Consider the following 21,690-nt stretch of genomic DNA (forward strand, 5'->3'; position numbering starts at 1 on the left):
AGACGGTGGTTCGCCTCGACCGTGTCGAAGCCCTGATTTTGCAGCGAATAGGCGCGCATCTTGTTCGCCAGACCGATCCCCCGGCCTTCCTGATTGAGATAAAGCAGCACCCCTTCGCCCGCCGCGCCCATCGCCGCCAGCGCGGCGTGAAGCTGCGGCCCGCAATCGCATTTCAGGCTGCCCAGCACATCGCCGGTGAAACAGGCCGAGTGGAGCCGCGCCAGCACCGGCTTATCACGGGCAGGGCTGCCGATCTCGACCGCGTAATGTTCGGCCTGCCCGTCATCGGGGCGGAAGATGTGCAGTTTCGAGTTCTCGGCGGCCAGAAGCGGCAGGCGGGCGGCGGCGACCGGAGCCATCGCCGCCTCGCTCGCCAGCGCCTCGAGCGCGGGGCCGGGCGAAAGCCGGGTCAGCCCCTCGGGCGGGGTATCGACGCGGACCATCACCACGGCAGGCAGCAGCTCGGCCGATTTCGCAAGCTGGATCGCGGCGCGGTCGGGCGTCGCATCGCCACCCCTGAGGCTGCGGAACGGCCCCTTCATCGGCGTCATCAGATCGCCCGCCGGATCGGCCAGCGCCCTGATCCAGCCGAGGTCGGCATCGGCTGGCAATTCGATCCGGGCCAGATCGCCGTCATAGATCCGCGCCTTCAGCGTTCCCGCCCGCCATGAGGTGATCGCCAGATGCGCCGCCCCCATGGCCCGCATCAGGGCCAGCCTGTCGGCGCCCAGCGTCTCGACCGCGGCCGCCAGATGGTCGCCGATCACGACCGGCAGGCCGATCCGCAGGTCGGCGCGGGCGCGGGAAACGCTTTCGGTCAGGGTGGGGAACAGGGTCATCGGGCGCCCGTGGTTGAAACAAACTGAAACATAGGGACGATTTTCGACAACTCCATGTGAGAATTGCTGCAATCCGCTTTACGCCCGTCCCCGTCGCACTCACGTTTCCGGCAAAACGCCAAAGGAGGCAAGCATGGCCGGACTGAAAAAGATCCTTCTGATCGACGATGAAGAGGACCTGCGCGAGGCTCTGGCCGAGCAATTGGTCGCAACCGAAGACTTCGAGGTGCATGAGGCCGGGACCGGTCACGAGGCGGTCGAAAAGACCCGCAGCGCGATCTTCGACCTTGTGGTGCTGGATGTGGGCCTGCCCGATACCGACGGGCGCGAGCTTTGCAAGCGCCTGCGCAAGCAGGGCGTGAAATGCCCGATCGTGATGCTGACCGGGCATGACACCGATGCCGACACGATCCTCGGCCTCGACTCGGGCGCGAACGACTATATCACCAAGCCGTTCAAGTTCCCGGTCCTGCTGGCCCGCCTGCGCGCGCAACTGCGCACGCATGAGCAATCCGAGGACGCGATCTTCCAGCTTGGGCCGTATACGTTCAAGCCGGCGATGAAGGTTCTGATCGACGCCAAGGAGCGCAAGATCCGCCTGACCGAGAAGGAAACCAACATCCTGAAGTTCCTCTATCGCGCGCAGGACGGCGTCGTGCCGCGCGACGTGCTGCTGCACGAGGTGTGGGGCTATAATGCCGGCGTCACCACCCATACGTTGGAGACGCATATCTATCGCCTGCGCCAGAAGATCGAGCCCGACCCCTCGAACGCGCGGCTTCTGGTGACGGAATCGGGCGGCTACCGTCTGGTGGCCTGAGCCATTCCCTGCCACGCGACGACCCGGCCCCGACGGGGCCGGGTTCCTTCTGCGGGAAGGCCGGAGGTTGCAGATGCCAGCCGATGCTCCTAGGTTTTCGCCTCGACAGAAGGAGCGCCCATGTTCACCATCGCCACCTGGAACATCAACTCGGTCCGCCTGCGCGAGGCGCTGGTCTCGCGGCTCCTGACCGAGGAGGCGCCCGACATCCTGTGCCTGCAGGAGATCAAGACGCCGGTAGAGAAGTTCCCGACCGAGGCTTTCGCCGCGCTGGGATACCGCCACCTCGTCGCGCGCGGACAAAAGGGCTATAACGGCGTCGCGATCCTGTCGAAGTTGCCGATCGAGGATGCGGGCGACCGTGATTATGCAAGCCTCGGCCATGCCCGCCATGTCGCGGCCCGGCTTGAGAACGGCGTGACCATCCACAACTTCTACGTTCCGGCCGGCGGCGACATTCCCGACCGCGAGCAGAACGTCAAGTTTGGCCAGAAGCTCGACTTCCTGACCGAGATGCGCGACGCCTTCCATGCCGACAATCCGCAGAAATCCATCATGGTGGGCGACCTGAACATCGCCCCGCGCGAGGATGACGTCTGGTCGCACAAGCAGCTTCTGAAGATCGTCAGCCATACGCCGATCGAGGTCGAGCATCTGGGCGCCGCGCAGGATGCCGGGAAATGGGTCGACATCACCCGGCAGGACATCCCCTCGGGCCTGCTTTATTCGTGGTGGAGCTATCGCGCCAAGGACTGGGATGCGGCGGACAAGGGCCGCCGCCTCGATCATATCTGGGCCACGCCGGACATTTCGAACGCCGGTCACGCGAGCCGCATCCTGCGCCCGGTGCGCGGCTGGACCCAGCCCAGCGACCATGTTCCGGTGCTGGCAAGCTTCGACCTCTGATCGCCCTTCCCCTTGGGGCGGCAAGGGACCATATTGCGCGTGACGCAGAAAACCCGAAATGCTGGGGAAGACCATGGCCATGCTTTTTGACGGCGCCACCGCTGCCGCGCCACAAACCGAAGAATTCATCATCGAAGTCACCGAAGCCAATTTCATGGCCGAGGTCGTCGAGAAGTCCATGCAGATCCCGGTCATCGTGGATTTCTGGGCGCCCTGGTGTGGTCCTTGCAAGACGCTGGGTCCGCAGCTCGAGGCCGAGGTGGCCCGCCACAAGGGCCGAGTCCGCATGGCCAAGGTCAATGTGGACGAAAACCAGATGATCGCCGGACAGATGCGCGTCCAGTCGATTCCGACCGTCTATGCCTTCTTCCAGGGTCAGCCGGTCGATGGTTTTCAGGGCGCGATCCCGCAAAGCCAGATCAAGCAGTTCGTCGACAAGCTGGCCGCGCTTGGCGGCGATGACGGCGGCCTTGCCGACGCGCTTGAAGCGGCCGAGGCGATGATCGCCGAGGGCGCGCCCGAGGATGCGGCCGAGACCTTTGCCGCGATCCTTGGCGAAGAGCCCGAGAATGCCGTCGCCTGGGGCGGTCTGATCCGCGCGCTGCTGGCGGCCGGTCAGCCCGACCGCGCCGAGGAGGAACTGGCCCGCGTCCCGGCCTCGGTCCAGTCCGCGGCCCCGGTCGAGGCGGCGCGCGCGCAGTTCAACCTTGCCAGGCAGGCCGCCTCTGCCGGTCCGCTCGACGAGTTGCGCCAGAAGGTCGAGGCAGATCCGACCGACCAGCAGGCCCGCTTCGACTATGCGACCGCGCTCCATGCGGGCGGAGAGGTCGAGGCCGCGATCGACGAATTGCTGGAAAGCTTCCGCCGCGATCGCGAATGGAACGATGGCGCGGCCAAGGCCCAGCTCATCACCATTTTCGACGCGCTGAAGCCGACCGATCCGATCGCGCAGAAAGGTCGTCGGCGGCTTTCGTCACTGATCTTCTCCTGACATGCCGCGCCAGACCGACCTGCCGGAGACGATCCCCCTGTTTCCGCTGAGCGGGGCGGTCCTGCTGCCCCGTGCGCGGCTGCCCTTGCAGATCTTCGAACCGCGCTATCTGCAGATGGTCGAGGATGTGCTGAAGACCCCCGACCGGCTGATCGGAATGATCCAGCCGGTGGAATCGGGCATAGACCGGCTGGCGCAGATCGGCTGCGCGGGTCGCGTGGTCGCCTTCAGCGAGATGGACGACAACCGGTTGATGATCTCGCTTCGCGCGCGGTCTCGCTTCCGGGTGGAGGAGATCGAGCCGGGCTTCTCGCCCTATCTGCGGGCGCGGGTGCGCTGGTCCGGCTTTGAGGCCGACCTGAATCCCCGGCCAGAGAAGGCCAGCGGCTTTGACCGCGAGGCGCTGGTCTCGCGCCTCGTGCGCTATGCCGAGCGTCAGGGGCTGGTCTCGGACTGGAGCGCGGCCGAGCATTCGGAGGAGGAGGCGCTGGTCAACTCGCTCTCGATGCTGCTGCCGTTCTCGCCCGAGGAAAAGCAGGCCCTGCTGGAAAGCCCGACCCTTGCGGACCGGCGCGAATTGCTGGACGGGCTGCTGGAATACGCCCTGAGGGGCGGAGACGATGAGGAGATTATCCAATGACCGAAGCTGTCCCGACCGCCACCGCAGCGGGCGTTCCCGAACGCGGCTTTGACCGTCACATGCTGGAGGCGCTGGTCTGCCCGGTCACGCATTCGACCCTGCGCTATGACGCCGCGCGGCAGGAACTGATCTCGGATGCGGCGGGGCTGGCCTTTCCGATCCATGACGGCATCCCGATCATGCTGATCGACGAGGCGCGCCAGATCAAGGCGGATTGAGGCAGTCCTGCGACCCCGAAACGACACGGCCCGCGCAATGACTGCGCGGGCCGTTTTCGTTCACAGGGGGCGAAGTCAGAGGCCAGCAGCCTCATCGGCGCCCAGCATGATGTTCAGGTTCTGAACCGCCGCACCCGAAGCGCCCTTGCCGAGGTTGTCGAGGACCGCGACCAGAACCGCGCAGCCGTTTTCCGCATCGCCATGGACCGAGATTTCCAGCCCGTTCGTGTCGTTCAGGGCCGTCGGCACGATGCGCGGGGTGGCGTCGACAACGCTGACGAACTGGCTGCCGGCGTAATGCGCCGCCAGCGCGTCCCGCATCGCGTCGAGACTGCGCGCCCCGTTCAGATGCAGGGGAACCTGCACCGCCATGCCTTGCGCGAAATTGCCCACCGAGGGCGCAAAGACCGGGCGTGTGGTCAGCCCGGCATATTTCATGATCTCGGGCAAATGCTTGTGCTTCTGGGCCAGCGCATAGACGAAGGCGGGCGGGGCCTCGCCACGCTCATATTCGCCGATCAACTCCTTGCCGCCGCCGGTATAGCCCGAAATGGCGTTGATCGTCAGCGCCTCGTCGGGGGCGACAAGGCCCGCGCGGACCAGCGGCGCCAGCAGCGAGATTGCCCCGGTCGAATAGCAGCCGGGGTTGGAGACATATTGCGCCCCTGCGATCCGGTCCCGCGCGTCCGGGGTCAGTTCGGCGAAGCCAAAGACCCATTCGGGATCGACGCGATGCGCGGTCGAGGCGTCGATGAAGCGCACGTCCATGCCCCGCGCCAGCGCCACCGATTCCTTCGCGGCGGCATCGGGCAGGCAGAGGATGGCCACATCCGCGGCGGCAAAGGCATCGCGGCGGGCATCGACATCCTTGCGGCGCGCCGGGTCGATCTGAACCAGCTCGATATCGTCGCGACGGACCAGCCGGTCGCGGATCTGCAGGCCGGTCGTGCCGGCCTCGCCGTCGATGAATACCTTATGCGCCATCTTGGCCTCCTGTCTTGCGCCGGCGTTGTAGCGCAGCGCCCGCGTTCAGGCAAACGCGGATGAAGGTCAGATCGCGCACAGGTCCGAGCGGGTCAGGAATCGCTGCTCGCGCCCGTTGTCGAGGCTGAACATCCCACCCCGGCCCGGAATCGCGTCGATGGTCAGGCGGGTATGCTTCCAGACCTCATACTGGCTGCCCGAGATATAGAAGGGCATACCGCCGATCTCGCCCAGCTTGACGTCATGGTCGCTGATCAGGAACTCGCCCTGCGGATAGCACATGGGCGAGGATCCGTCGCAGCAGCCGCCCGACTGGTGGAACAGGACCGGCCCGTGATCGGCGATGATCGCGGCCAGCAGTTCCAGCGCGGCGGGGGTGGCGGTGACGCGATCCTCGGCCATGGTTCAGCTCGTCATGTCGAGGACCATCCGGCCCTCGATCTGGCCCTTGTGCATCCGGGCGAAGATGTCGTTGATCTCCTCGAGCTTCGCCTTGTGGACGGTGGCCTTGACCTTGCCCTCTGCCGCGAAGTCGAGCGATTCCTGCAGGTCGAGCCGCGTGCCGACGATCGAGCCGCGCACGGTGATCCCGTCCAGAACCATCCCGAAGATATCCAGCGGAAATGTCCCCGGCGGCAGCCCGTTGAGCGAGATCGTGCCCCCGCGCGCCGCCATGCCGATCGCCTGCTCGAACGCCTTGGGGCTGACGGCGGTGACCAGAACCCCCTGTGCCCCGCCATCGGTCTGGCGCTTGATCGCGGCGGCGGGGTCGGCTTCGGTCGCCGCGTTCACGGTGACGGTCGCGCCGAGGCTGCGGGCGAAGGCCAGCTTTTCATCGTCGATATCGACGGCGGCGACGTTCAGCCCCATTGCCTTGGCATATTGCACCGCCATATGGCCCAGCCCGCCCACGCCCGAGATGACGACCCAGTCGCCCGGCTTGGTATCGGTGACCTTGAGGCCCTTGTAGACGGTGACACCCGCGCAAAGCACCGGCGCGATCTCCAGAAAGTCGATATTCTTCGGCAGGTGGCCCACATAGTTCGGATTGGCCACGACATAATCGGCAAAGCCGCCATTGACCGAATAGCCGGTATTCTGCTGCTCGGTGCAAAGGGTTTCCCAGCCGCCAAGGCAGTGCCGGCAATGGCCGCAGGCGGTATAGAGCCAGGGCACACCCACCCGGTCGCCTTCCTTCACATGCTTGACGCCCGCGCCCACGGCCGAGACGAAGCCCACGCCCTCATGCCCCGGAATGAAGGGCGGGTTCGGCTTGACCGGCCAGTCGCCGTCGGCCGCGTGCAGGTCGGTGTGGCAGACGCCCGAGGCCCGGATCGCCACCTGGATCATGCCCGGACCGGGTTCGGGAATCGGCACCTCGTCGATGGTCAGGGGTTTGCCGAACTCCCGCACGACGGCGGCTTTCATCGTCTTGGCCATGACGCTTCCTCGTGGTTGTCGATTCAGGAAAGGATCAATGAAAGCGGGAAGCGCCGGGCGGGCCGGCGCTTCCCCGTGGTGGATCAGAAGAAGCCCAGTTTCTTGGGCGAGTAGCTGACCAGCATGTTCTTGGTCTGCTGGTAGTGGTCGAGCATCATCTTGTGCGTCTCGCGCCCGATGCCCGACTGCTTGTAGCCACCGAAGGCGGCATGGGCGGGATAGGCGTGATAGCAGTTGGTCCAGACCCGGCCCGCCTTGATGCCGCGGCCCATGCGGTAGCAGGTATTGGCGTCGCGCGACCACACGCCCGCGCCAAGCCCGTAAAGCGTGTCATTGGCGATCGAGAGCGCCTCGTCCTCGTCCTTGAAGGTGGTCACCGAGACGACCGGGCCGAAGATTTCCTCCTGGAAGATCCGCATCTTGTTGGTGCCGCGGAAAATCGTCGGCTCGATATAGAAGCCCGAGGACAGCTCGCCCCCCAGATCGGCCGCCTTGCCGCCGGTCAGGACCTCGGCCCCTTCCTTCTTGCCGATGTCGAGATAGGAGAGGATCTTCTCCTGCTGCTCGCTCGATGCCTGCGCGCCGATCATGGTGGCCGCGTCACGCGGGTCGCCCTGCTTGATCGCCTGCACGCGCTTCACCGCGCGCTCCATGAAGCGGTCATAGATCGATTCCTGGATCAGCACGCGCGACGGGCAGGTGCAGACCTCGCCCTGGTTCAGCGCGAACATGGCAAAGCCTTCCAGCGCCTTGTCGAAGAAATCGTCATCCTCGCGCGCGACATCGGCGAAAAAGACGTTCGGGGACTTGCCGCCCAGTTCCAGCGTGACCGGAATCAGGTTCTGCGCGGCATATTGCATGATCAGCCGGCCGGTGGTGGTTTCACCCGTGAAGGCGATCTTGGCGATGCGCGGGGACGAGGCCAGCGGCTTGCCTGCTTCGAGGCCAAAGCCGTTCACCACGTTCAGCACACCCGGAGGCAGGAGATCGCCGATCAGGTTGATCCAGACCATGATCGAGGCCGGGGTCTGTTCGGCTGGCTTCAGCACGACGCAGTTGCCGGCGGCCAGCGCCGGCGCAAGCTTCCAGCAGGCCATCAGCAGCGGGAAGTTCCAGGGAATGATCTGGCCCACCACGCCCAGCGGCTCGTGGAAGTGATAGGCGATGGTGGTCGGGTCAATTTCCGAGATCGTGCCCTCCTGCGAGCGCAGGACACCGGCGAAATAGCGGAAATGGTCGATGGCCAGCGGCACGTCGGCGGCCATCGTCTCGCGGATGGGCTTGCCATTGTCCCAGGTCTCGGCGGTGGCGAGCAGTTCGAGGTTCGCCTCCATCCGGTCGGCGATCTTCAGCAGCGCGTTCGAGCGTTCGGCGGCGGGCATATGGCCCCATTTGTCCTTGGCGGCATGGGCGGCATCCAGCGCCGCCTCGATATCCTCGGCATTCGAACGGGCGATCTCGCCGATCTCGGCGCCGGTGATCGGGGTGGTATTGACGAAATACTTGCCGGACTTCGGCGCGACCCACTCGCCACCGATGTAATTGTCATAGCGTTTTGCGAAGGGCAGCGTGTTCACGCCCTTGAAGTCATGCGTCTGGTCGTTCGGCATGTTGATCCTCCTGTCAGACCGACCTCCTCCGGCCGGTTCGCAAGGAAGCCTGTGACGGCGCGGATCACAAATCAACGCATGGCCTTCGCCGCAGCGCGGAATGTGTTTCAGCGGCGAGACAGTCGGCCCGGATTTTCGGAAATCCCCAGCCGCTGCATCCTGCGATACAAGGTCGCGCGTCCCACACCCAGCGCGCGGGCCGCAGCCGAGACATTGCCCTCGGCCCGGGCGAGGGCGCGAATCACCGCCGCGCGCTCGGCCTTTTCGAAGCCGGTCGCCTCGTCGGCGCGCCCGAGCAGGTCCGAGGCGGGGCGGGGGCGCAGCTGCCCCTCCTTCTCCAGCCCATAGGCGCGGCGGGCGGCGCGGTTCGCGCCGATGGCAAGGTCGTCCTTGTCCACCGCGATCAGCAATGCCGCGTCGTCGCAACCCTCGGCCTGCGCGGTGACGATGCGCGCGCCGGGAAACGAGACGCGGAAGAACGCGGCCTCGATCTGCCGTGCGCTTTGCGCGACCTGCGCCGCGATTAGCGCGTTCCAGCGCTCGGTATGGTCGCTGCGGGCATTGCTGACATCCAGCGCCGCGATCAGCCGGCCATCCGGCCCCCAGATCGGCGCGTCCATGCAGGAAAGCCCGGTATTGCGGGCATAGAAATGCTCGTCGCGATGGATGGTGACCTGCCGCCCCTCGGCCAGGCAGGTGCCGATGCCATTGGTGCCCTCGGCTGCTTCGGACCAGTCCGTGCCGGGACAGAGGCCCCAGCCCCGGAACACCGCCGCATCGGCCTCGCTCACCCGCTGCTCCAGCACGATGCCGGTGGCGTCGGTCAGAAGGACGCTGCATCCGGTCGGGCAGACAAGCTGGAACAGGTGGTCAAGCTGGGGCCGGGCCACGGCGATGAAGCCGTCCAGCGCCTCGCGCCGGTCGGCAAGCTCGCCCCCGGCAAGCTGGCGCACGCGGGGCGCATGTCCGGGATCAAGCCCGTGCTTCATCATCGACCGCCGCCAGCTTACAGCCAGCCGCGTGACCGCACCGGGGGATTGCGATGCCTTCGCGACCCGGTCCTCGTGTCGGTGTTCGGGCAAGGCTTCCTCCCTTCCCTACTCGATCCGGCGATTATCGACGCGGATCGCCCGCGGGACAAGCTTTGCTTTCGCGCCGGGCGCTCACGGCCCGACCGTGACCGTGCCTCCGTTGCTCCACGCCCGGAAATCGGGGCGATACATGTCCTCGACGCTGGCCGAGGGGTGGCGGAAGCCGCCGGGCGTCACTGCGCGGACGATATAGGCCAGCCGGAACGGATCGGCAGAGGTCCAGGTCAGCGCGGCGGAGAAGCGGTCGGCGCGGAACTCCGTCATCTCGGCCTCGGTCTCCCCCTCCAGCCAGTCCAGCGCCGAGATGTCGCCGGCCCGCAGCAGGTTCGGGTTGTCGATCTCCCACCCGGCGGGTAGGGGGTCGGTGACGATCAGCCGCCCGCCGCCCTCGGCATCCGGCGTGACCTCGACCCGGACCACCATGCGCGTGCCGAGGGGGACGCTTGCCGGGTCGATCGCCTCGCCCTCGATGGTGAAATAGCTGCGCGTGATCCGATAGCCGCGTCCGCCGGCCTCGGGCGGGATGGTTGGCTTGCCGGTCGCGGTCAGCGTGACCTCCAGCGGGGTATCCGCCGGGTTCGAGATGCTGGCCGAGGCGTCGGGCAGGCTGGCCACCGGCTGCGTCAGCGCGACCCCGTTCAACATCGCGGGCGGCACGGCCTGCGCCAGCCCTTGCGCCGCGAGGATGGTCCAGACCGATTCCTGGGTCGAGAGCGTGCCCCCCCGTTCCTGCGTGGCGGCGATGCGCTCGGCCAGTTGCGAGGTCAGCCCGGTCTGGTCCACCGCCTGCGACCGCGCCTCGGCCGCCAGCGCCAGAAGGCCCGCGGCATCGCGCAGCTTGGTGCCATAATCGGCGCGGAACATCTGCGGCTCCGGCCCGCCGAGGTTCAGCAGGTTGCGCCCTTGCGTGAACATCCGGTCGGCGCGTTGCTGGTCGCCATAGGAGGCCAGCGCCGCGCCAAGATTGCCCGCCGCCATCGGCGTCGAGAAAGCCTGCGCGGCCGTGTCGGCGTAATAGCGCAGGTCGCCCACCGTCGCCGCCCGTTCCCGCGCGAGGACGGCCAGCGCATAGGCCAGCGCCGCGTTCTCCTCGGCCGTCGCCGCCATCGGGTCGGTGGCGTAGTTCGTGCGGTTGCGCAGGTTGTCGATCGCCATGCGGAAGGCGGTATCGGGGACCGCATGGCCCGCGGCGCGGGCGCGGGACAGGAAGTCGGTCACATAGGCCTCGAGCCAGAGATCGCCCGAATCCGCGCGCCAGAGGCCGAAGCCGCCATTCGAATCCTGCCGCGTGAGGATCTGGGTAATCGCCTTGTCGACCGCCGCACCGCTGTCGCCGCCATCCACCCCCTCGATCGCCGAGAGGTTCGCGGCATAGAGAAGCGGCATCGCCCCCGAGGCAAGCTGCTCGGTGCAGCCATAGGGATAGCGCGCAAGGCGGGTCAGCGCCCCCGCCACGTCGAGCCTTGCATAGGGGCCGATCGCTGCGGTCAGCATCGCGCCCGGCATCAGCCCGCTGGTCAGGTCGGCGGGCAGGGTCGCGCTTTCCCCAGGCGCGAGGGTCAGGCGGTCCTGCCGCTGGATGTCGGGATCGTTGATCGCGACGGGAATGGTGATCTCCTTGGTCAGCGCGGTCCCGTCCGGCGTGGTCAGCGTCAGGCGCAGGTTCGCCCGCCCCTCGGCATCACCCGCGACGATTGGCATCGCCACCTGCGCCTCGGCCTTCTCGGCCAGCGTGACGGTGGGGGAGGGCAGGCTGGTGGTCAGCGGCGCGTCGCCGCCGGTCTGCTCGACCGCGAGGCGCATCTCTCCGGCGGGGCCGGAGGCATGGGTCATCCGCAGCCCGACCTCGGCCCGGTCGCCGGGGGCGAGGAAGGCGGGCGCGGTCACGGTCAGCACCACCGGATCGCGGACAAGGACCGAGGCATCGGCCTGACCGACGCCGCCGTCGGACCAGACCACGGCCATCATCCTGACCTCGCCGTTGAAGTCGCCGACCGGGACATCGACGCTGGCGGTGCCATCGGCCCCGATCGTCAGCGGGCCGGAGAACCAGCTCATCAGCTTTTCGGTCGGGGGCGGCGCCTCGCTGTTCGAGGCCATCGCATCCCCGCCCTCGCGCAATGCCCCATCCGGCGCGCCCGAGGAGATGATCAGCCGCCCGTAAAGATCGCGCAGCCCGACGCCAAGGCGGCGCTGGCCGAAATAATGCTGCGACGGATCCGGTGGCGCAAAGCCGGTCAGGTTCAGGATGCCCTGATCGACCGCGGCCAGCGTCGCATGGACCGTCTGGCCCGCCGCGCCGCCGACCCGCAGCACCACCGGGATGGTGCCGCGCGGGGTCGTCTGCTCAGGCGCCTCGATGCTGGCGGAAAGCTTGCGCTCGCCCGGATCGACGGCGGCATGGGCAAGGCCAAGGGCACGGACCGGCACGCGGTTTCCGGCCGCGGCATCGCCGATGGGCCGGATCGCGCTGACGGTGACATAGGCCCCCGCGCCCCAATCATCGGTGACGGGCAGGTCCAGCAGGTTCTCTCCGGCCTTCAGCGAGACGCTCTGCATGGCGATCAGCCGGTTCGACAGGACCGAGACCAGCCCGATCCCGTCCGCCAGCGCCTCGACCCGGACATGGGCGGTGTCGCCGCTGCGATAGGCGGGCTTGTCCAGCGTCACCTGCAAGCGGTCGGGCGTCGGGCTGCCCGCCCCGGCGGGCGCACCCCAGCCGGACTGGAATTTCAGCGTGGTCGGCCCGCCCTGGCCCGAGCTTGCCTCGACCACCAGTTCATATTCGCCCCATTCGACCGGAACCTCGATCTCGGCCGGGTTCTCGCCCGGCTCGGCCAGGCCCTCGGTGACGCGGGCGCGGGTGGTGATCGGCTCCCAGTTCCATTGCCCCTCGAGGGAATACCATTGGTATTCGGTGTCGATGCGGTTCAGCACCCAGCGCAGGGGCTGGGCCGTAGGTTTCAGGTCGGGACCGACAGCGACGAGCGAGAAGCGCGCCCCGGCATTCTCGGGGACGGTGCCGCCCTCGAACAGCGGGCTGATGCCCGCGACTGGGGCCTCGGGCATCACGATGCGGGACTGGCTGCGCTCGACCGGGCGGCCTGCGCCCTCGCGGATGTCCACGACCACCTCGGCCTCGACCGGCTGCGGGCCGAGTTCGGTGGCGGAGGGCAGGGTGATCTCGGCCCGGAAATTCCCGGCGGCATCGGTGATCCCGGCGGGCAGGCTTTGCACCACGGGCGGCGGCGCGTCATCCTCGGAGCCGAAGACATAGCCCTCGAACCCCTTGAGCCCGCGCGCCGGAGAGAGGCGCAGCTGCCCCTCGACTGGAAGGTTGGCGGCGGGCGCGCCGAACAGCCAATGCGCGGTGAGCGACAGGTCGAGCCTGCCGCCCGCCTGCGCCGCCCCCTCGGGCAGGGCGGGGGTGAAGTCGATGCGCTCGGGCAGGAAATCCTCGACCAGCAGCCGTGCGGTGGCAAGGGCCGGGCCATCGGCGGCGCTGCGCAGTTCCAGCCGCCATGTCCCGCGTGGGGCATTGCCGGGAATCGTCCAGTTGACCGTGCTGCCGCCCGCGCCCGCCTCGGCGGGCTTGATGCGGGTCTGTTCTACCCCGTCCGGGCGCAGGATCACTGCGGTCAGCGGCAGGCCCTGCAAGGCGCGGGTCTGCGCGTCGCGGGCAAGGATGGTGGCGTTCACCGTCTCGCCCACGCGATAGGCGCCGCGATCCGTGGTCACGAACAGGTCGATCGGCGGCGCGGGCGGCTGGCCCTCGACCCCCCGGTCGGAAAGGTCGAACTCGGGATCGGTCAGCGACAGGAAGGCCATGTCGCGCGGCGCGCGCTCGGCCCCCTCGCCCTGCCAATCCGTCACCGTGACAAGGGCCGGCGCCGCGCCATCGGTCCCAAGGCTGAGGCCCGGCGCGAAACGCGCGATCCCCTCGGCATCGGTCGGCACCCGCGCCAGCACCTCGTTCGAGCGGCTGACCAGCGCGACCTCGGCCCCCGGCTTCGGCTTCGCGTCCTGCAGGCTGCGGACGGCGACGGTCAGCCCATCGGTTCCCGAAAAGGTCGAGATCCCGAAATCCGAGATCACGAACCATTGCGTCGCGACGCCGGTATCGGAGACGTCGCGGCCCGCCACATTCGCCTCGACGATATAGATGCCGGGCTCCAGCGGACCGGCACTGGCGGGGATGGCAAGGCTGGTCGTCAACTCGCGGTTCAGCACATCCTGCCCGACCGGCTTCGCAACGGCGGCGCTGCCACGCCAGACCTCGCGCGCCATGCCTTCCGAGAAATACCCGGTCTGCCAGCTGTCGAGGGGCGAGGCGAACATGTCCTCGGCCATGGTGCGGATCAGGTTGCGGTCCGAGATCCGCAGAAGCCGCAGCTCCACCCGATCGGCATTGACCGTGACCATCGACAGGCGCTGGTCGCCCGAGGCGGGCAGGACATAGGCGCGGCCGGGAAAGCGCACCTCGGGCGAGCGGTCGCGGACATAGCCGCGCAGCGTCACGTCGCGCGAGAGCTTTTCTCCGTCAGCCGAGGGCAGCCCGGCCCGCAGCGTCAGTTCCACATCCTGTCCGTGAGCAAGACCCGCGACACAGAGCCGGTCGTCCTGCGCTTCGACGGTCAGGTCACGGGCGGGCAGGCGCAGATAGGGGCCGTAATCGGTCCCGCGCATCAATTGCCGCGACATCACCGCGCAAAAGCGCGGCAGTTTGCCTTCTGATTCCACCTGCGTATCGGTGACGCGCAAGCCGTTCCGGGCCTCGGATTCCTCGAGCGCGGTCGCAATCGTATCGTCGCCGGGCGAAAGTCGCGCGGCAAGGCGCAGCGCATTCAGCGCGTCGGGGCCACGGTCGAGGCGTTCGAAGGCCATGGCCAGCCACGAGAGCGCGCGCCCCGCGACCGCATCCGCCTCGGCCCGCAGATAGCCGTTGGCGGCCATCGAGGCGATCGAGACCGAGGCGTCGTGGTCGTCCGAATCGCTGGTATAGAGCGTGAGCCGCGCAAGGTTGGTCCAGTCCTCGGCCCGGTCGTCGCCGGCGGCAATGCCGGCCATCAGCCGCGCCGCCGTCGCGAGATCGCCAGATGCCTCGGCGGCCGCGGCCTCGGCCCGGGGATCGCCGGCGCCCTGTGGCGGGTTCATCGCCGGCATCAGCCGCGCCTGCGCGACGGCTGCCTTCAGGTCATCGGCGGTCAGGAAGGGCGCCGCATCCGCCCGGCGCAGGGAAAGGTCACGCAGTTCAGGCGTCAGCGCGACGACCCGGCCCGAAAGCGCGCCCGCGAAAGGCGCGGCGGCGCCATGCCCCTCGCCCTTGGGAAAGCAGGAACGCGCCTTCTGGTTGTAGGTCACCGCCCGGCAGTTTTCGTCGCCAAGGCAGGCCTGCACGCAGGATTGCAGCGTCGTGTCGAAGATCTTGCCGATATCCCCGCCCGGCAGGTCGGTATCGGGCAGCAGTTCCAGCCGTCGATCGGGCAGGGGCGCTTCCTGCGCGAGAAGGGGAGAAGCCGCCAGCAGGCCGATCGCGAGGCCCGTGCAGATCATTCGACGCAAGACAGGTGCCATGGTGTCCCTCCGATCCTTGCCATGATTTGTGGCATTGGTCGGGCGGTGAGGCAATCAGTCTATTCCCATTCGAGCTGGGAAAAGCTTGTCGCGGCGTTCCGGGCCGTGGTCGGCGTGAAATCCGCCCAGCCTTCGGAATAGGGCTTCATCATGGCGGTGATCGCCGGGATCGCCTGCGACAGGGCCATGCCGCCGGACACGGCCTTGCGGGTCGCATCGCGCAGCGCGCGCAGGTAATTCGCCTCCGGCAAGGTCGCCTCGTCCCAGCTTTCGGTGACGGGTCCGTGGCCCGGCACGATCAGCGCGGGCGCGGGGTCGGGCGGTCCCGCCTCGAGCCAGCCGATCCAGTTCGCAAGCGAGCCGTCGAGCGAGGGCGTCAGCCCCAGAAAGACCAGATCCCCGGTGAAAAGCGTCGCCGAGGCGCTGTCAAAGACCGTCAGGTCGTTGTCCGTATGCGCCGAGGGCTGCGGGCGCAGCTGCAATTCCGTCGGGCCGAGGGAAATGGTCATCGGCGCATCGACCTTCTGGTCGACCGGCGCGATGCGGGTGCCGAGAAAGGCGGTCTTTCCGATCTGGGTGGGGAACGAGAACATCCACGCCTCGGCCCGGCGCGCCACGGCGTCGGGCAGCTTCGCATTGGCGACGATGCTGGCGCCTGCCTCGGCAAAGACCTCGGCCCCGAAGATATGGTCGGGATGCATATGGGTCAGGATCAGGTGGCTGACCGGCTTGTCCGTCACCTTGCGAATGGCGGCGTAGAGCGCCTCGCCCTCGGCCCGGCTGCCGCCCGCGTCGATCACCGCGACCGTGTCGCCGACGACAAATGCCAGATTGGCGATGCGGCCCTGATTGCGGACCGAGCTTTGCTCCATCGCGCCCTGATGGACATAGATGCCGTCCGCGACCTCCTGCACGCCCAGCAGCGGCAGGCTCGGCGTCTCCACGCAGCGCGCATCGCCGCCTTTCAGCTCCGGGTGGCGGGCAAGCCAGTCGCGGGCGATGGGCTCGGCCTTGCGGTGGCATTCGTCCTGAGAGGCGGATTCCGCTGCGGGCAGCAGGCGCTCGGCGCAGATCGCGGGATCGTTGGCGAGGCAGGTGGCAAGCAGCAGATGAAACATTCCGGCCTCCTTCCTGTCGCCGCGGTTGGCGACGTTATCACGGCTTTCCCCCGCGCACCATCTAAGACCTTTGGCTGGTTGACTGAAATGCTCATAGGCATAGCATTCCACCATGCCGCAACAGCGGCGTCATTAGGGAGGAGAGACTGATGGCCTGGACGAAACCCGCGCTCAAGGAAATCGCCTGCGGAATGGAAATCAATATGTATGCGCCGGCGGAAGACGAGCCGGTCCTGTTCTGATCCGACACTGAACCCGATCCGGCCGGTTCCACCTGCAAAGGGGGCCGGCCGCGCCAGAACCTGTGAGCTATGCGTATCGTGATTCTTGGCACCGGCGCCGGTGGTGGGCTGCCGCAGTGGAATTGTGGCTGCCTGAACTGCGAAGCGGCGCGCGAGGGGCGCATTCCCTCGATGAGCCAGAGCGGAATCGCGGTTTCCGCCAACGGCCGTGACTGGGCGCTGGTGAACGCCTCGCCCGACCTGCGGGCGCAGCTTGCCGCAAGCCCGGTGCTGCGGCCGGGTGGCTTGCGCGGCTCGCCGATCCGGTCGGTGCTGGTGACGAATGGCGATATCGACCATGTCGCAGGCCTGTTGACCCTGCGCGAGGGACAGGCGTTTTCCCTGTTCGCGACGCCGTCGATACAGCGGGTGTTGGCGATGAATCCGATGCTGGGCGCGCTGGACCCTGGAATCGTTTCACGGCGCGAGATCGCGCTGGATGAGGCTTTTGAGCTTGTCGAGGGCCTGTCGGCGCGGCTTTTCGCCGTTCCGGGAAAGGTGCCGCTCTATCTTGAGGGCGAGACGGTCGAGACCGGGCTTGTCGGCGAGGAGACGGTCGGGGTCGAACTGACCGCCAACGGTCGGCGGGTCTGCTATATTCCGGGCTGCGCGACGGTTCCCGACTGGCTGCGCGACCGGATCTCGGGCGCCGATGCGCTGCTGTTCGACGGCACGCTCTGGACCGATGACGAGATGATCCGCGCCGGACTTGGGCGCAAGACGGGCCGCCGCATGGGCCATGTGCCCGTCTCCGGGCGGGATGGCAGCCTGGCGGCGCTGGACGGCTTGCCGGTGGCGCGGCGCATCTATGTGCATCTGAACAATTCGAATCCGCTGGTCGATCCCGCCAGCCCCGAGCGCGCCAGCGCCGAGGCGGCGGGCTGGCAGATCGGCCATGACGGCATGGAGATCAGCCCATGAAGATTCACGAAGATCGCCCCCTGTCGCGTGCCGAGTTCCATGAAAGGTTGAAGCGGATCGGGGCCGAGCGCTATCACGACCGCCACCCCTTCCATAAGCGGCTGCATGGCGGGGAATGTTCCGCGGACGAGGTGCGCGCCTGGGTGGTGAACCGCTGGCAATACCAGTCCCGCATTCCGATGAAGGACGCGGCCTTCATGTCGCGGGTCGAGGATCCGCATCTGCGCCGGATATGGCGCTCGCGGATCGAGGATCACGACGGCGGGGTCGAGGAGGGCGGCGGGATCCGCCGCTGGCTGGCGTTGGCCAGTGCCGTGGGGCTTGATCCCGATTATGTGGCAAGCGGCGTCGGCGTGATGCCGGCGACCCGCTTTGCCGTCGACGCCTATATCCGCTTCGTGCGTGACATGCCGCTGCTTGATGCCGTGGCCGCCAGCCTGACCGAGATGTTCGCCCCCCGCATCCATGCCGAGCGGATCGAAGGTCTGCTCAGGCATTACGATTTCGCTGACGAGGCCAGCCTCGCCTATTTCAGGAAGCGGCTGGACGAGGCGCCGAAGGATGTCGAATTCGGGCTGAACTATGTCCTCGACCATGCCGACACGCTGGAGCGTCAGGACGCGGCGGCGGCGGCGCTGACCTTCAAGACCGAGGTGCTCTGGGCGCAGCTCGACGCCCTGTGGCACGGTTATGTCGACGGCTATGTCCCACCCGGCGCCTGGAGGCCGGGCGAGGGGCTTCTGGCGCGCCGGCCCGAGCCGGCCGGGGTGAAATGACCGGGCAGAGGGTCAGCAACACCTGCATCCCCTATCTGCCCCGGGGGGTCAGACTGCATGAGGACCGGGTGCGGGGAATCCGCGTGCTGCTGGCGCCCGAGCGCGCCATGCAGCTCGACCCCGTGGGGGACGCCATCCTGTCCGAGCTTGATGGCCAGCGCAGTCTGGCCGAGGTCATCGTGACCCTGTGCGACCGTTACGCCGCCCCTGCCGAGCAGATCGAGGGCGACGTGCATGAATTCCTGCAGGGCCTTGTCGACCGGCGCATGGTCTTTCTGGCCTGCGAGAACATGGGAGGGGGGACGCCATGACCCATCATCCGGTCATTCCCCAGGATATCAACGGCAACCCGGTGCGGGTCGGGCAGCCCATGGCGATGCTGGCCGAACTGACCCATCGCTGCCCGCTGGCCTGCCCCTATTGCTCGAATCCCGTCGAGCTCGCCCGCGTGGACAGCGAGCTTACGACCGAGGAATGGGCCGACATCTTCCGTCAGGCGGCCGAGCTTGGCGTGCTTCAGGTGCATCTGTCGGGGGGCGAGCCCGCCTCGCGCCGCGACCTGGCCGAGATCGCGACTGCGGCGCGGGATGCGGGGCTTTACGTCAACCTCATCACCTCGGGGATCGGGCTGACCGAGGCGAGGCTGCGCGAGCTTGACGGCGTGGTCGATCATGTCCAGCTTTCGCTGCAGGGGATCGATTCCGAGATGGCCGACTGGATCAGCGGCTATGGCGGCAGCTTCAACCGCAAGATGCAGGTTGCGGAATGGATCGGCGAGATCGGCTTTCCGCTGACCCTGAACGCGGTGGTCCATCGCCAGAACCTCGACCGTCTGCCCGAGATGATCGACCTGGCCGAGCGGCTGGGCTGCCGCCGGATCGAGGTCGCGACCGTTCAGTTCCACGGCTGGGCCGACCTGAACCGCCGGCCCCTGATGCCGACGCAGGCGCAGGCAGCCAAGGCGCGCGAGGTGGTCAATGCCGCGCGCCTGCGCCTCAGGGGGCGCATGGTCGTGGATTACGTCCCGGCCGACCATCACGCGGTCTATCCGAAAAGCTGCATGGGGGGCTGGGCCTCGACCGGGATCAATATCGCGCCGGACGGGATCGTCCTGCCCTGCCATGCCGCGCAGACGATCAAGGGACTGGAATTCGACAATATCCGCAATGCCCGGCTGGCGCATATCTGGCGCTATAGTGCTGCCTTCAACGCGTTTCGCGGGACGGCATGGCTGCCCGAACCCTGTGCCGGATGTGACCGGCGGGAGGTGGATTTCGGCGGCTGCCGCTGTCAGGCGATGGCGATGGCGAATGATCCGCTAGCGACCGATCCGGTCTGCTCGCGCTCGCCCCTGAACGCAAGGCTGCGGGCCGAGGCCGAGGCGGATGCGGCCAGCGACGACATCGCGCTGGTCTATCGCCGCATGGCACGGGAGAAACGGTCATGAGACTGATGCTGATTCTGGCTCTGCTGGCAGCGCCACATCTGGCGCTGGCGGCAGAGGTCGAGAATCCGCTTGAACCCTCGCCGATCTGGGACGACCTGCGTTCAAGCATCATCGGGACCGAGGAGGAGCCGCCGGTCGATCCGGGCGTGCTGCTGCTTGATGCGCCGAAGCGGGCCGACAACCCGGCGCTGGTTCCCGTCCGCATCACCCAGCCGCCGGGGGCGCCCCCAATCACCGCGCTGACGCTGGTGGTCGACGGCAACCCGGCTCCGGTCGCGGCCGAGTTCACCTTTGGCCCGGCGCTGATGCCGCTCGATTTCGAGGTGCGGGTGCGGGTCGATACCTATTCCGACCTGCGCGCGATCGCCACGCTGGCCGACGGGCGCAAGGTGATGGCCGGGCGCTATGTCAAGGCTTCGGGCGGCTGCGCCGCGCCTGCCGGACGCAACATGGAAGAGATGCGCGCCACCATGGGCCAGATGCGCTTTCGCCGCGGCGAGGAAGGCGGGCGGCAACTGGGCACGCTGATGCTGCGGCACCCGAATTTCTCGGGGCTGCAGCGCGATCAGGTCACGCTGCTGACCATCCCGGCCGAGTTCATCCAGACGCTTGAGGTGACGCAGGACGGGGGCGAGCTTTTCACCATGGATGCCGGGATCTCGATCTCGGAGGATCCGGTCTTTCGCTTCGGCTGGTCGCCGGGCGCGGGTCCGGTCAAGGTCCATGCCGAGGATACCGAGGGCCGGGTCTGGGATCAGGAGTTCTGAAGCCGGGCCGGATTGCCGGAGAGGTGTAGCGCCCGCGCGCCAAGCGCCGTGCCCTCCGCCGGGTCATGGGTCACGAGGACGAGGCCCGCGCCGCTGCGTCCCAGCAACTCGTCGGTCAGCGCGATCATCCGCGCCGCCGTTTCCGCGTCCAGCGAGGCATAGGGTTCGTCGGCCAGAAGGATGTCGGGCGCGGCGGCAAAGGCGCGGGCCAGCGCCAGCCGTCGTTGCTGGCCCAGTGACATCTGGCGCGGAAACTTCGCCTCATGCCCGGCAAGGCCGGCGCGCGCCATCCATTCCCGCGCGGTCGCGATGTCGCAGCCCGTCGGAATGGTGATATTCGCGACCGCGTTGCGCCAGGGCAGCAGCACGGGTTCCTGAAAGACCATCGCCAGCCGCTCGCCCCCTTCGCGGCGGCCCTGATAGGCGCGGTCGAGCCCGGCGAAAATGCGCAAGAGCGTCGATTTCCCGATCCCCGACGGGCCGAGGATCGCCACCCGCTCACCCCGCGAGACCGAGAGCTCGAGACTGCCCAGAACCTGACGCGGACCGAAGGATTTCGCCTGAAGCTCAAGCCGCATCCTGCCTCCAGCGATTGGCGTGACGCTCCCACGGGCGCAGGATGAACAGGTCGATGGTCAGCATCACCAGAACGAAGGTCAGCGCCCAGGCCAGCACGCCCTCGACATCGAAGCTGGAGAAAAGCAGGTGGATCTTGAAGCCGACGCCGTTCGACCGGCCAAGGAACTCGACCACCAGCACGATCTTCCAGATGAGCGAGATGCCCGCGCGGGCCGAGGCGGCGATCTGCGGCGCAAGCTGGGGCAGGACGACATGGCGCAGGCGCGTCGCCGGAGGCATCGCGAAGGCATGGGCCATCTCGTCCAGATCCGGGCGCAGCGCGCGGGCGCCCTCGCGGATCATCACCGTGACGACCGGGATCTTGTTCAGCGCCACGGCAAGGATCGCCGCCGTCTCGTTCAGGCCGATCCAGATATAGCTCAGCACGATCAGGACGAGGGCGGGGATGTTCAGCAGGATGATGATGCCGGGATTGAGCCAGTCGTCAAAGCCCCGGCTGCGCCCCATCGCCAGCCCCAGCGCGAGGCCGATGGCCATGGCCAGCACGAAGCTGGCCGCAACCCGCCAGAGCGTCATGCCGGCGTTGAACCAAAGCTCGCCCGTCGCGGCCAGATGGCCGATGCGCTCGGCGACGTGCCAGGGCGCGGGCAAGGTCTGCGGGCGGTCGGTCAGCTGCGACGCCACGGTC

General features: G+C 67.7%; 21 protein-coding genes. 11 read left to right on the forward strand and 10 right to left on the reverse strand.

Annotated features, from left to right (window positions below; all coding sequences use genetic code 11):
* Nucleotides 1-839 (reverse strand): GTP cyclohydrolase II (locus tag VNQ78_RS04940; protein WP_325687206.1); only part of this gene is annotated, 839 nt, incomplete at its 3' end.
* 133 nt (nucleotides 840-972) lie between these two features.
* Here VNQ78_RS04940 and VNQ78_RS04945 point away from each other — a divergent pair.
* From VNQ78_RS04945 to VNQ78_RS04965, 5 genes are all read left to right on the forward strand, one after another.
* Entirely contained in the window at nucleotides 973-1,659 is a 687-nt protein-coding gene (locus VNQ78_RS04945) for a response regulator transcription factor (protein ID WP_325687208.1), read from the forward strand.
* A 120-nt stretch (nucleotides 1,660-1,779) separates the two neighbouring features.
* Nucleotides 1,780-2,565 (forward strand): exodeoxyribonuclease III, encoded by a 786-nt coding sequence (locus VNQ78_RS04950; protein WP_325687210.1) that lies wholly within the window; start codon nucleotides 1,780-1,782, stop codon nucleotides 2,563-2,565.
* 79 nt (nucleotides 2,566-2,644) lie between these two features.
* Nucleotides 2,645-3,556 (forward strand): thioredoxin, encoded by a 912-nt coding sequence (gene trxA, locus VNQ78_RS04955; RefSeq protein ID WP_325687244.1) that lies wholly within the window; start codon nucleotides 2,645-2,647, stop codon nucleotides 3,554-3,556.
* A 1-nt stretch (nucleotide 3,557) separates the two neighbouring features.
* Nucleotides 3,558-4,196 (forward strand): LON peptidase substrate-binding domain-containing protein, encoded by a 639-nt coding sequence (locus VNQ78_RS04960; RefSeq protein ID WP_325687212.1) that lies wholly within the window; start codon nucleotides 3,558-3,560, stop codon nucleotides 4,194-4,196.
* A complete protein-coding gene (locus tag VNQ78_RS04965) occupies nucleotides 4,193-4,414 on the forward strand; it encodes a Trm112 family protein (protein WP_325687214.1) in 222 nt (73 codons plus the stop codon). The genes VNQ78_RS04960 and VNQ78_RS04965 overlap by 4 nt, the downstream gene beginning before the upstream one ends.
* A 75-nt stretch (nucleotides 4,415-4,489) precedes the next feature.
* Here the strand turns inward: VNQ78_RS04965 and argC are convergent, their stop codons facing one another.
* From argC to VNQ78_RS05000, 7 genes are all read right to left on the reverse strand, one after another.
* Nucleotides 4,490-5,398: an N-acetyl-gamma-glutamyl-phosphate reductase gene (argC, locus tag VNQ78_RS04970; protein WP_325687216.1), complete on the reverse strand. Its 909-nt coding sequence runs from the start codon at nucleotides 5,396-5,398 to the stop codon at nucleotides 4,490-4,492.
* A gap of 66 nt (nucleotides 5,399-5,464) precedes the next feature.
* Nucleotides 5,465-5,800 carry a DUF779 domain-containing protein gene (locus VNQ78_RS04975; protein WP_325687217.1) on the reverse strand — a complete coding sequence of 112 codons (336 nt, stop codon included), beginning with the start codon at nucleotides 5,798-5,800 and terminating at the stop codon, nucleotides 5,465-5,467.
* Nucleotides 5,801-5,803: 3 nt separating this feature from the next.
* A complete protein-coding gene (gene adhP / locus VNQ78_RS04980) occupies nucleotides 5,804-6,838 on the reverse strand; it encodes an alcohol dehydrogenase AdhP (RefSeq protein WP_325687219.1) in 1,035 nt (344 codons plus the stop codon).
* Between the two features lie 83 nt (nucleotides 6,839-6,921).
* Nucleotides 6,922-8,448: an aldehyde dehydrogenase gene (adh, locus tag VNQ78_RS04985; protein WP_325687221.1), complete on the reverse strand. Its 1,527-nt coding sequence runs from the start codon at nucleotides 8,446-8,448 to the stop codon at nucleotides 6,922-6,924.
* A 107-nt stretch (nucleotides 8,449-8,555) separates the two neighbouring features.
* Nucleotides 8,556-9,530 carry a helix-turn-helix domain-containing protein gene (locus tag VNQ78_RS04990; RefSeq protein WP_325687223.1) on the reverse strand — a complete coding sequence of 325 codons (975 nt, stop codon included), beginning with the start codon at nucleotides 9,528-9,530 and terminating at the stop codon, nucleotides 8,556-8,558.
* A gap of 81 nt (nucleotides 9,531-9,611) precedes the next feature.
* Nucleotides 9,612-15,113 carry an alpha-2-macroglobulin family protein gene (locus VNQ78_RS04995; protein WP_325687225.1) on the reverse strand — a complete coding sequence of 1,834 codons (5,502 nt, stop codon included), beginning with the start codon at nucleotides 15,111-15,113 and terminating at the stop codon, nucleotides 9,612-9,614.
* Nucleotides 15,114-15,172: 59 nt separating this feature from the next.
* Nucleotides 15,173-16,231, reverse strand: a complete 1,059-nt coding sequence (locus VNQ78_RS05000; protein WP_325687227.1) for a quinoprotein relay system zinc metallohydrolase 2 — start codon at nucleotides 16,229-16,231, stop codon at nucleotides 15,173-15,175.
* Nucleotides 16,232-16,380: 149 nt separating this feature from the next.
* Between VNQ78_RS05000 and pqqA the strand changes: the two genes are divergently transcribed.
* From pqqA to VNQ78_RS05030, 6 genes are all read left to right on the forward strand, one after another.
* On the forward strand, nucleotides 16,381-16,473 hold the full coding sequence (gene pqqA, locus VNQ78_RS05005; protein WP_019353469.1) for a pyrroloquinoline quinone precursor peptide PqqA: 93 nt from the start codon (nucleotides 16,381-16,383) through the stop codon (nucleotides 16,471-16,473).
* A gap of 69 nt (nucleotides 16,474-16,542) precedes the next feature.
* Complete coding sequence (gene pqqB, locus VNQ78_RS05010; protein WP_325687230.1) at nucleotides 16,543-17,433, forward strand: pyrroloquinoline quinone biosynthesis protein PqqB; 891 nt, start codon at nucleotides 16,543-16,545, stop codon at nucleotides 17,431-17,433.
* Nucleotides 17,430-18,209 carry a pyrroloquinoline-quinone synthase PqqC gene (pqqC, locus tag VNQ78_RS05015; protein ID WP_325687232.1) on the forward strand — a complete coding sequence of 260 codons (780 nt, stop codon included), beginning with the start codon at nucleotides 17,430-17,432 and terminating at the stop codon, nucleotides 18,207-18,209. Before pqqB ends, pqqC begins: the two co-directional genes overlap by 4 nt.
* Entirely contained in the window at nucleotides 18,206-18,520 is a 315-nt protein-coding gene (gene pqqD / locus VNQ78_RS05020; RefSeq protein ID WP_325687234.1) for a pyrroloquinoline quinone biosynthesis peptide chaperone PqqD, read from the forward strand. The genes pqqC and pqqD overlap by 4 nt, the downstream gene beginning before the upstream one ends.
* A complete protein-coding gene (gene pqqE / locus VNQ78_RS05025; RefSeq protein ID WP_325687236.1) occupies nucleotides 18,517-19,656 on the forward strand; it encodes a pyrroloquinoline quinone biosynthesis protein PqqE in 1,140 nt (379 codons plus the stop codon). Before pqqD ends, pqqE begins: the two co-directional genes overlap by 4 nt.
* Nucleotides 19,653-20,423: a quinoprotein dehydrogenase-associated SoxYZ-like carrier gene (locus VNQ78_RS05030; RefSeq protein WP_325687238.1), complete on the forward strand. Its 771-nt coding sequence runs from the start codon at nucleotides 19,653-19,655 to the stop codon at nucleotides 20,421-20,423. Before pqqE ends, VNQ78_RS05030 begins: the two co-directional genes overlap by 4 nt.
* Here VNQ78_RS05030 and VNQ78_RS05035 read toward each other — a convergent pair.
* Complete coding sequence (locus tag VNQ78_RS05035) at nucleotides 20,411-21,001, reverse strand: ATP-binding cassette domain-containing protein (RefSeq protein WP_325687240.1); 591 nt, start codon at nucleotides 20,999-21,001, stop codon at nucleotides 20,411-20,413. The two genes, VNQ78_RS05030 and VNQ78_RS05035, sit on opposite strands and share 13 nt — an antisense overlap.
* Nucleotides 20,991-21,690 (reverse strand): ABC transporter permease (locus VNQ78_RS05040; RefSeq protein ID WP_325687242.1); only part of this gene is annotated, 700 nt, incomplete at its 5' end. The genes VNQ78_RS05040 and VNQ78_RS05035, both read right to left, overlap by 11 nt.

This window comes from Paracoccus sp. (in: a-proteobacteria), assembly GCF_035556475.1.
Lineage (GTDB): Bacteria > Pseudomonadota > Alphaproteobacteria > Rhodobacterales > Rhodobacteraceae > Paracoccus.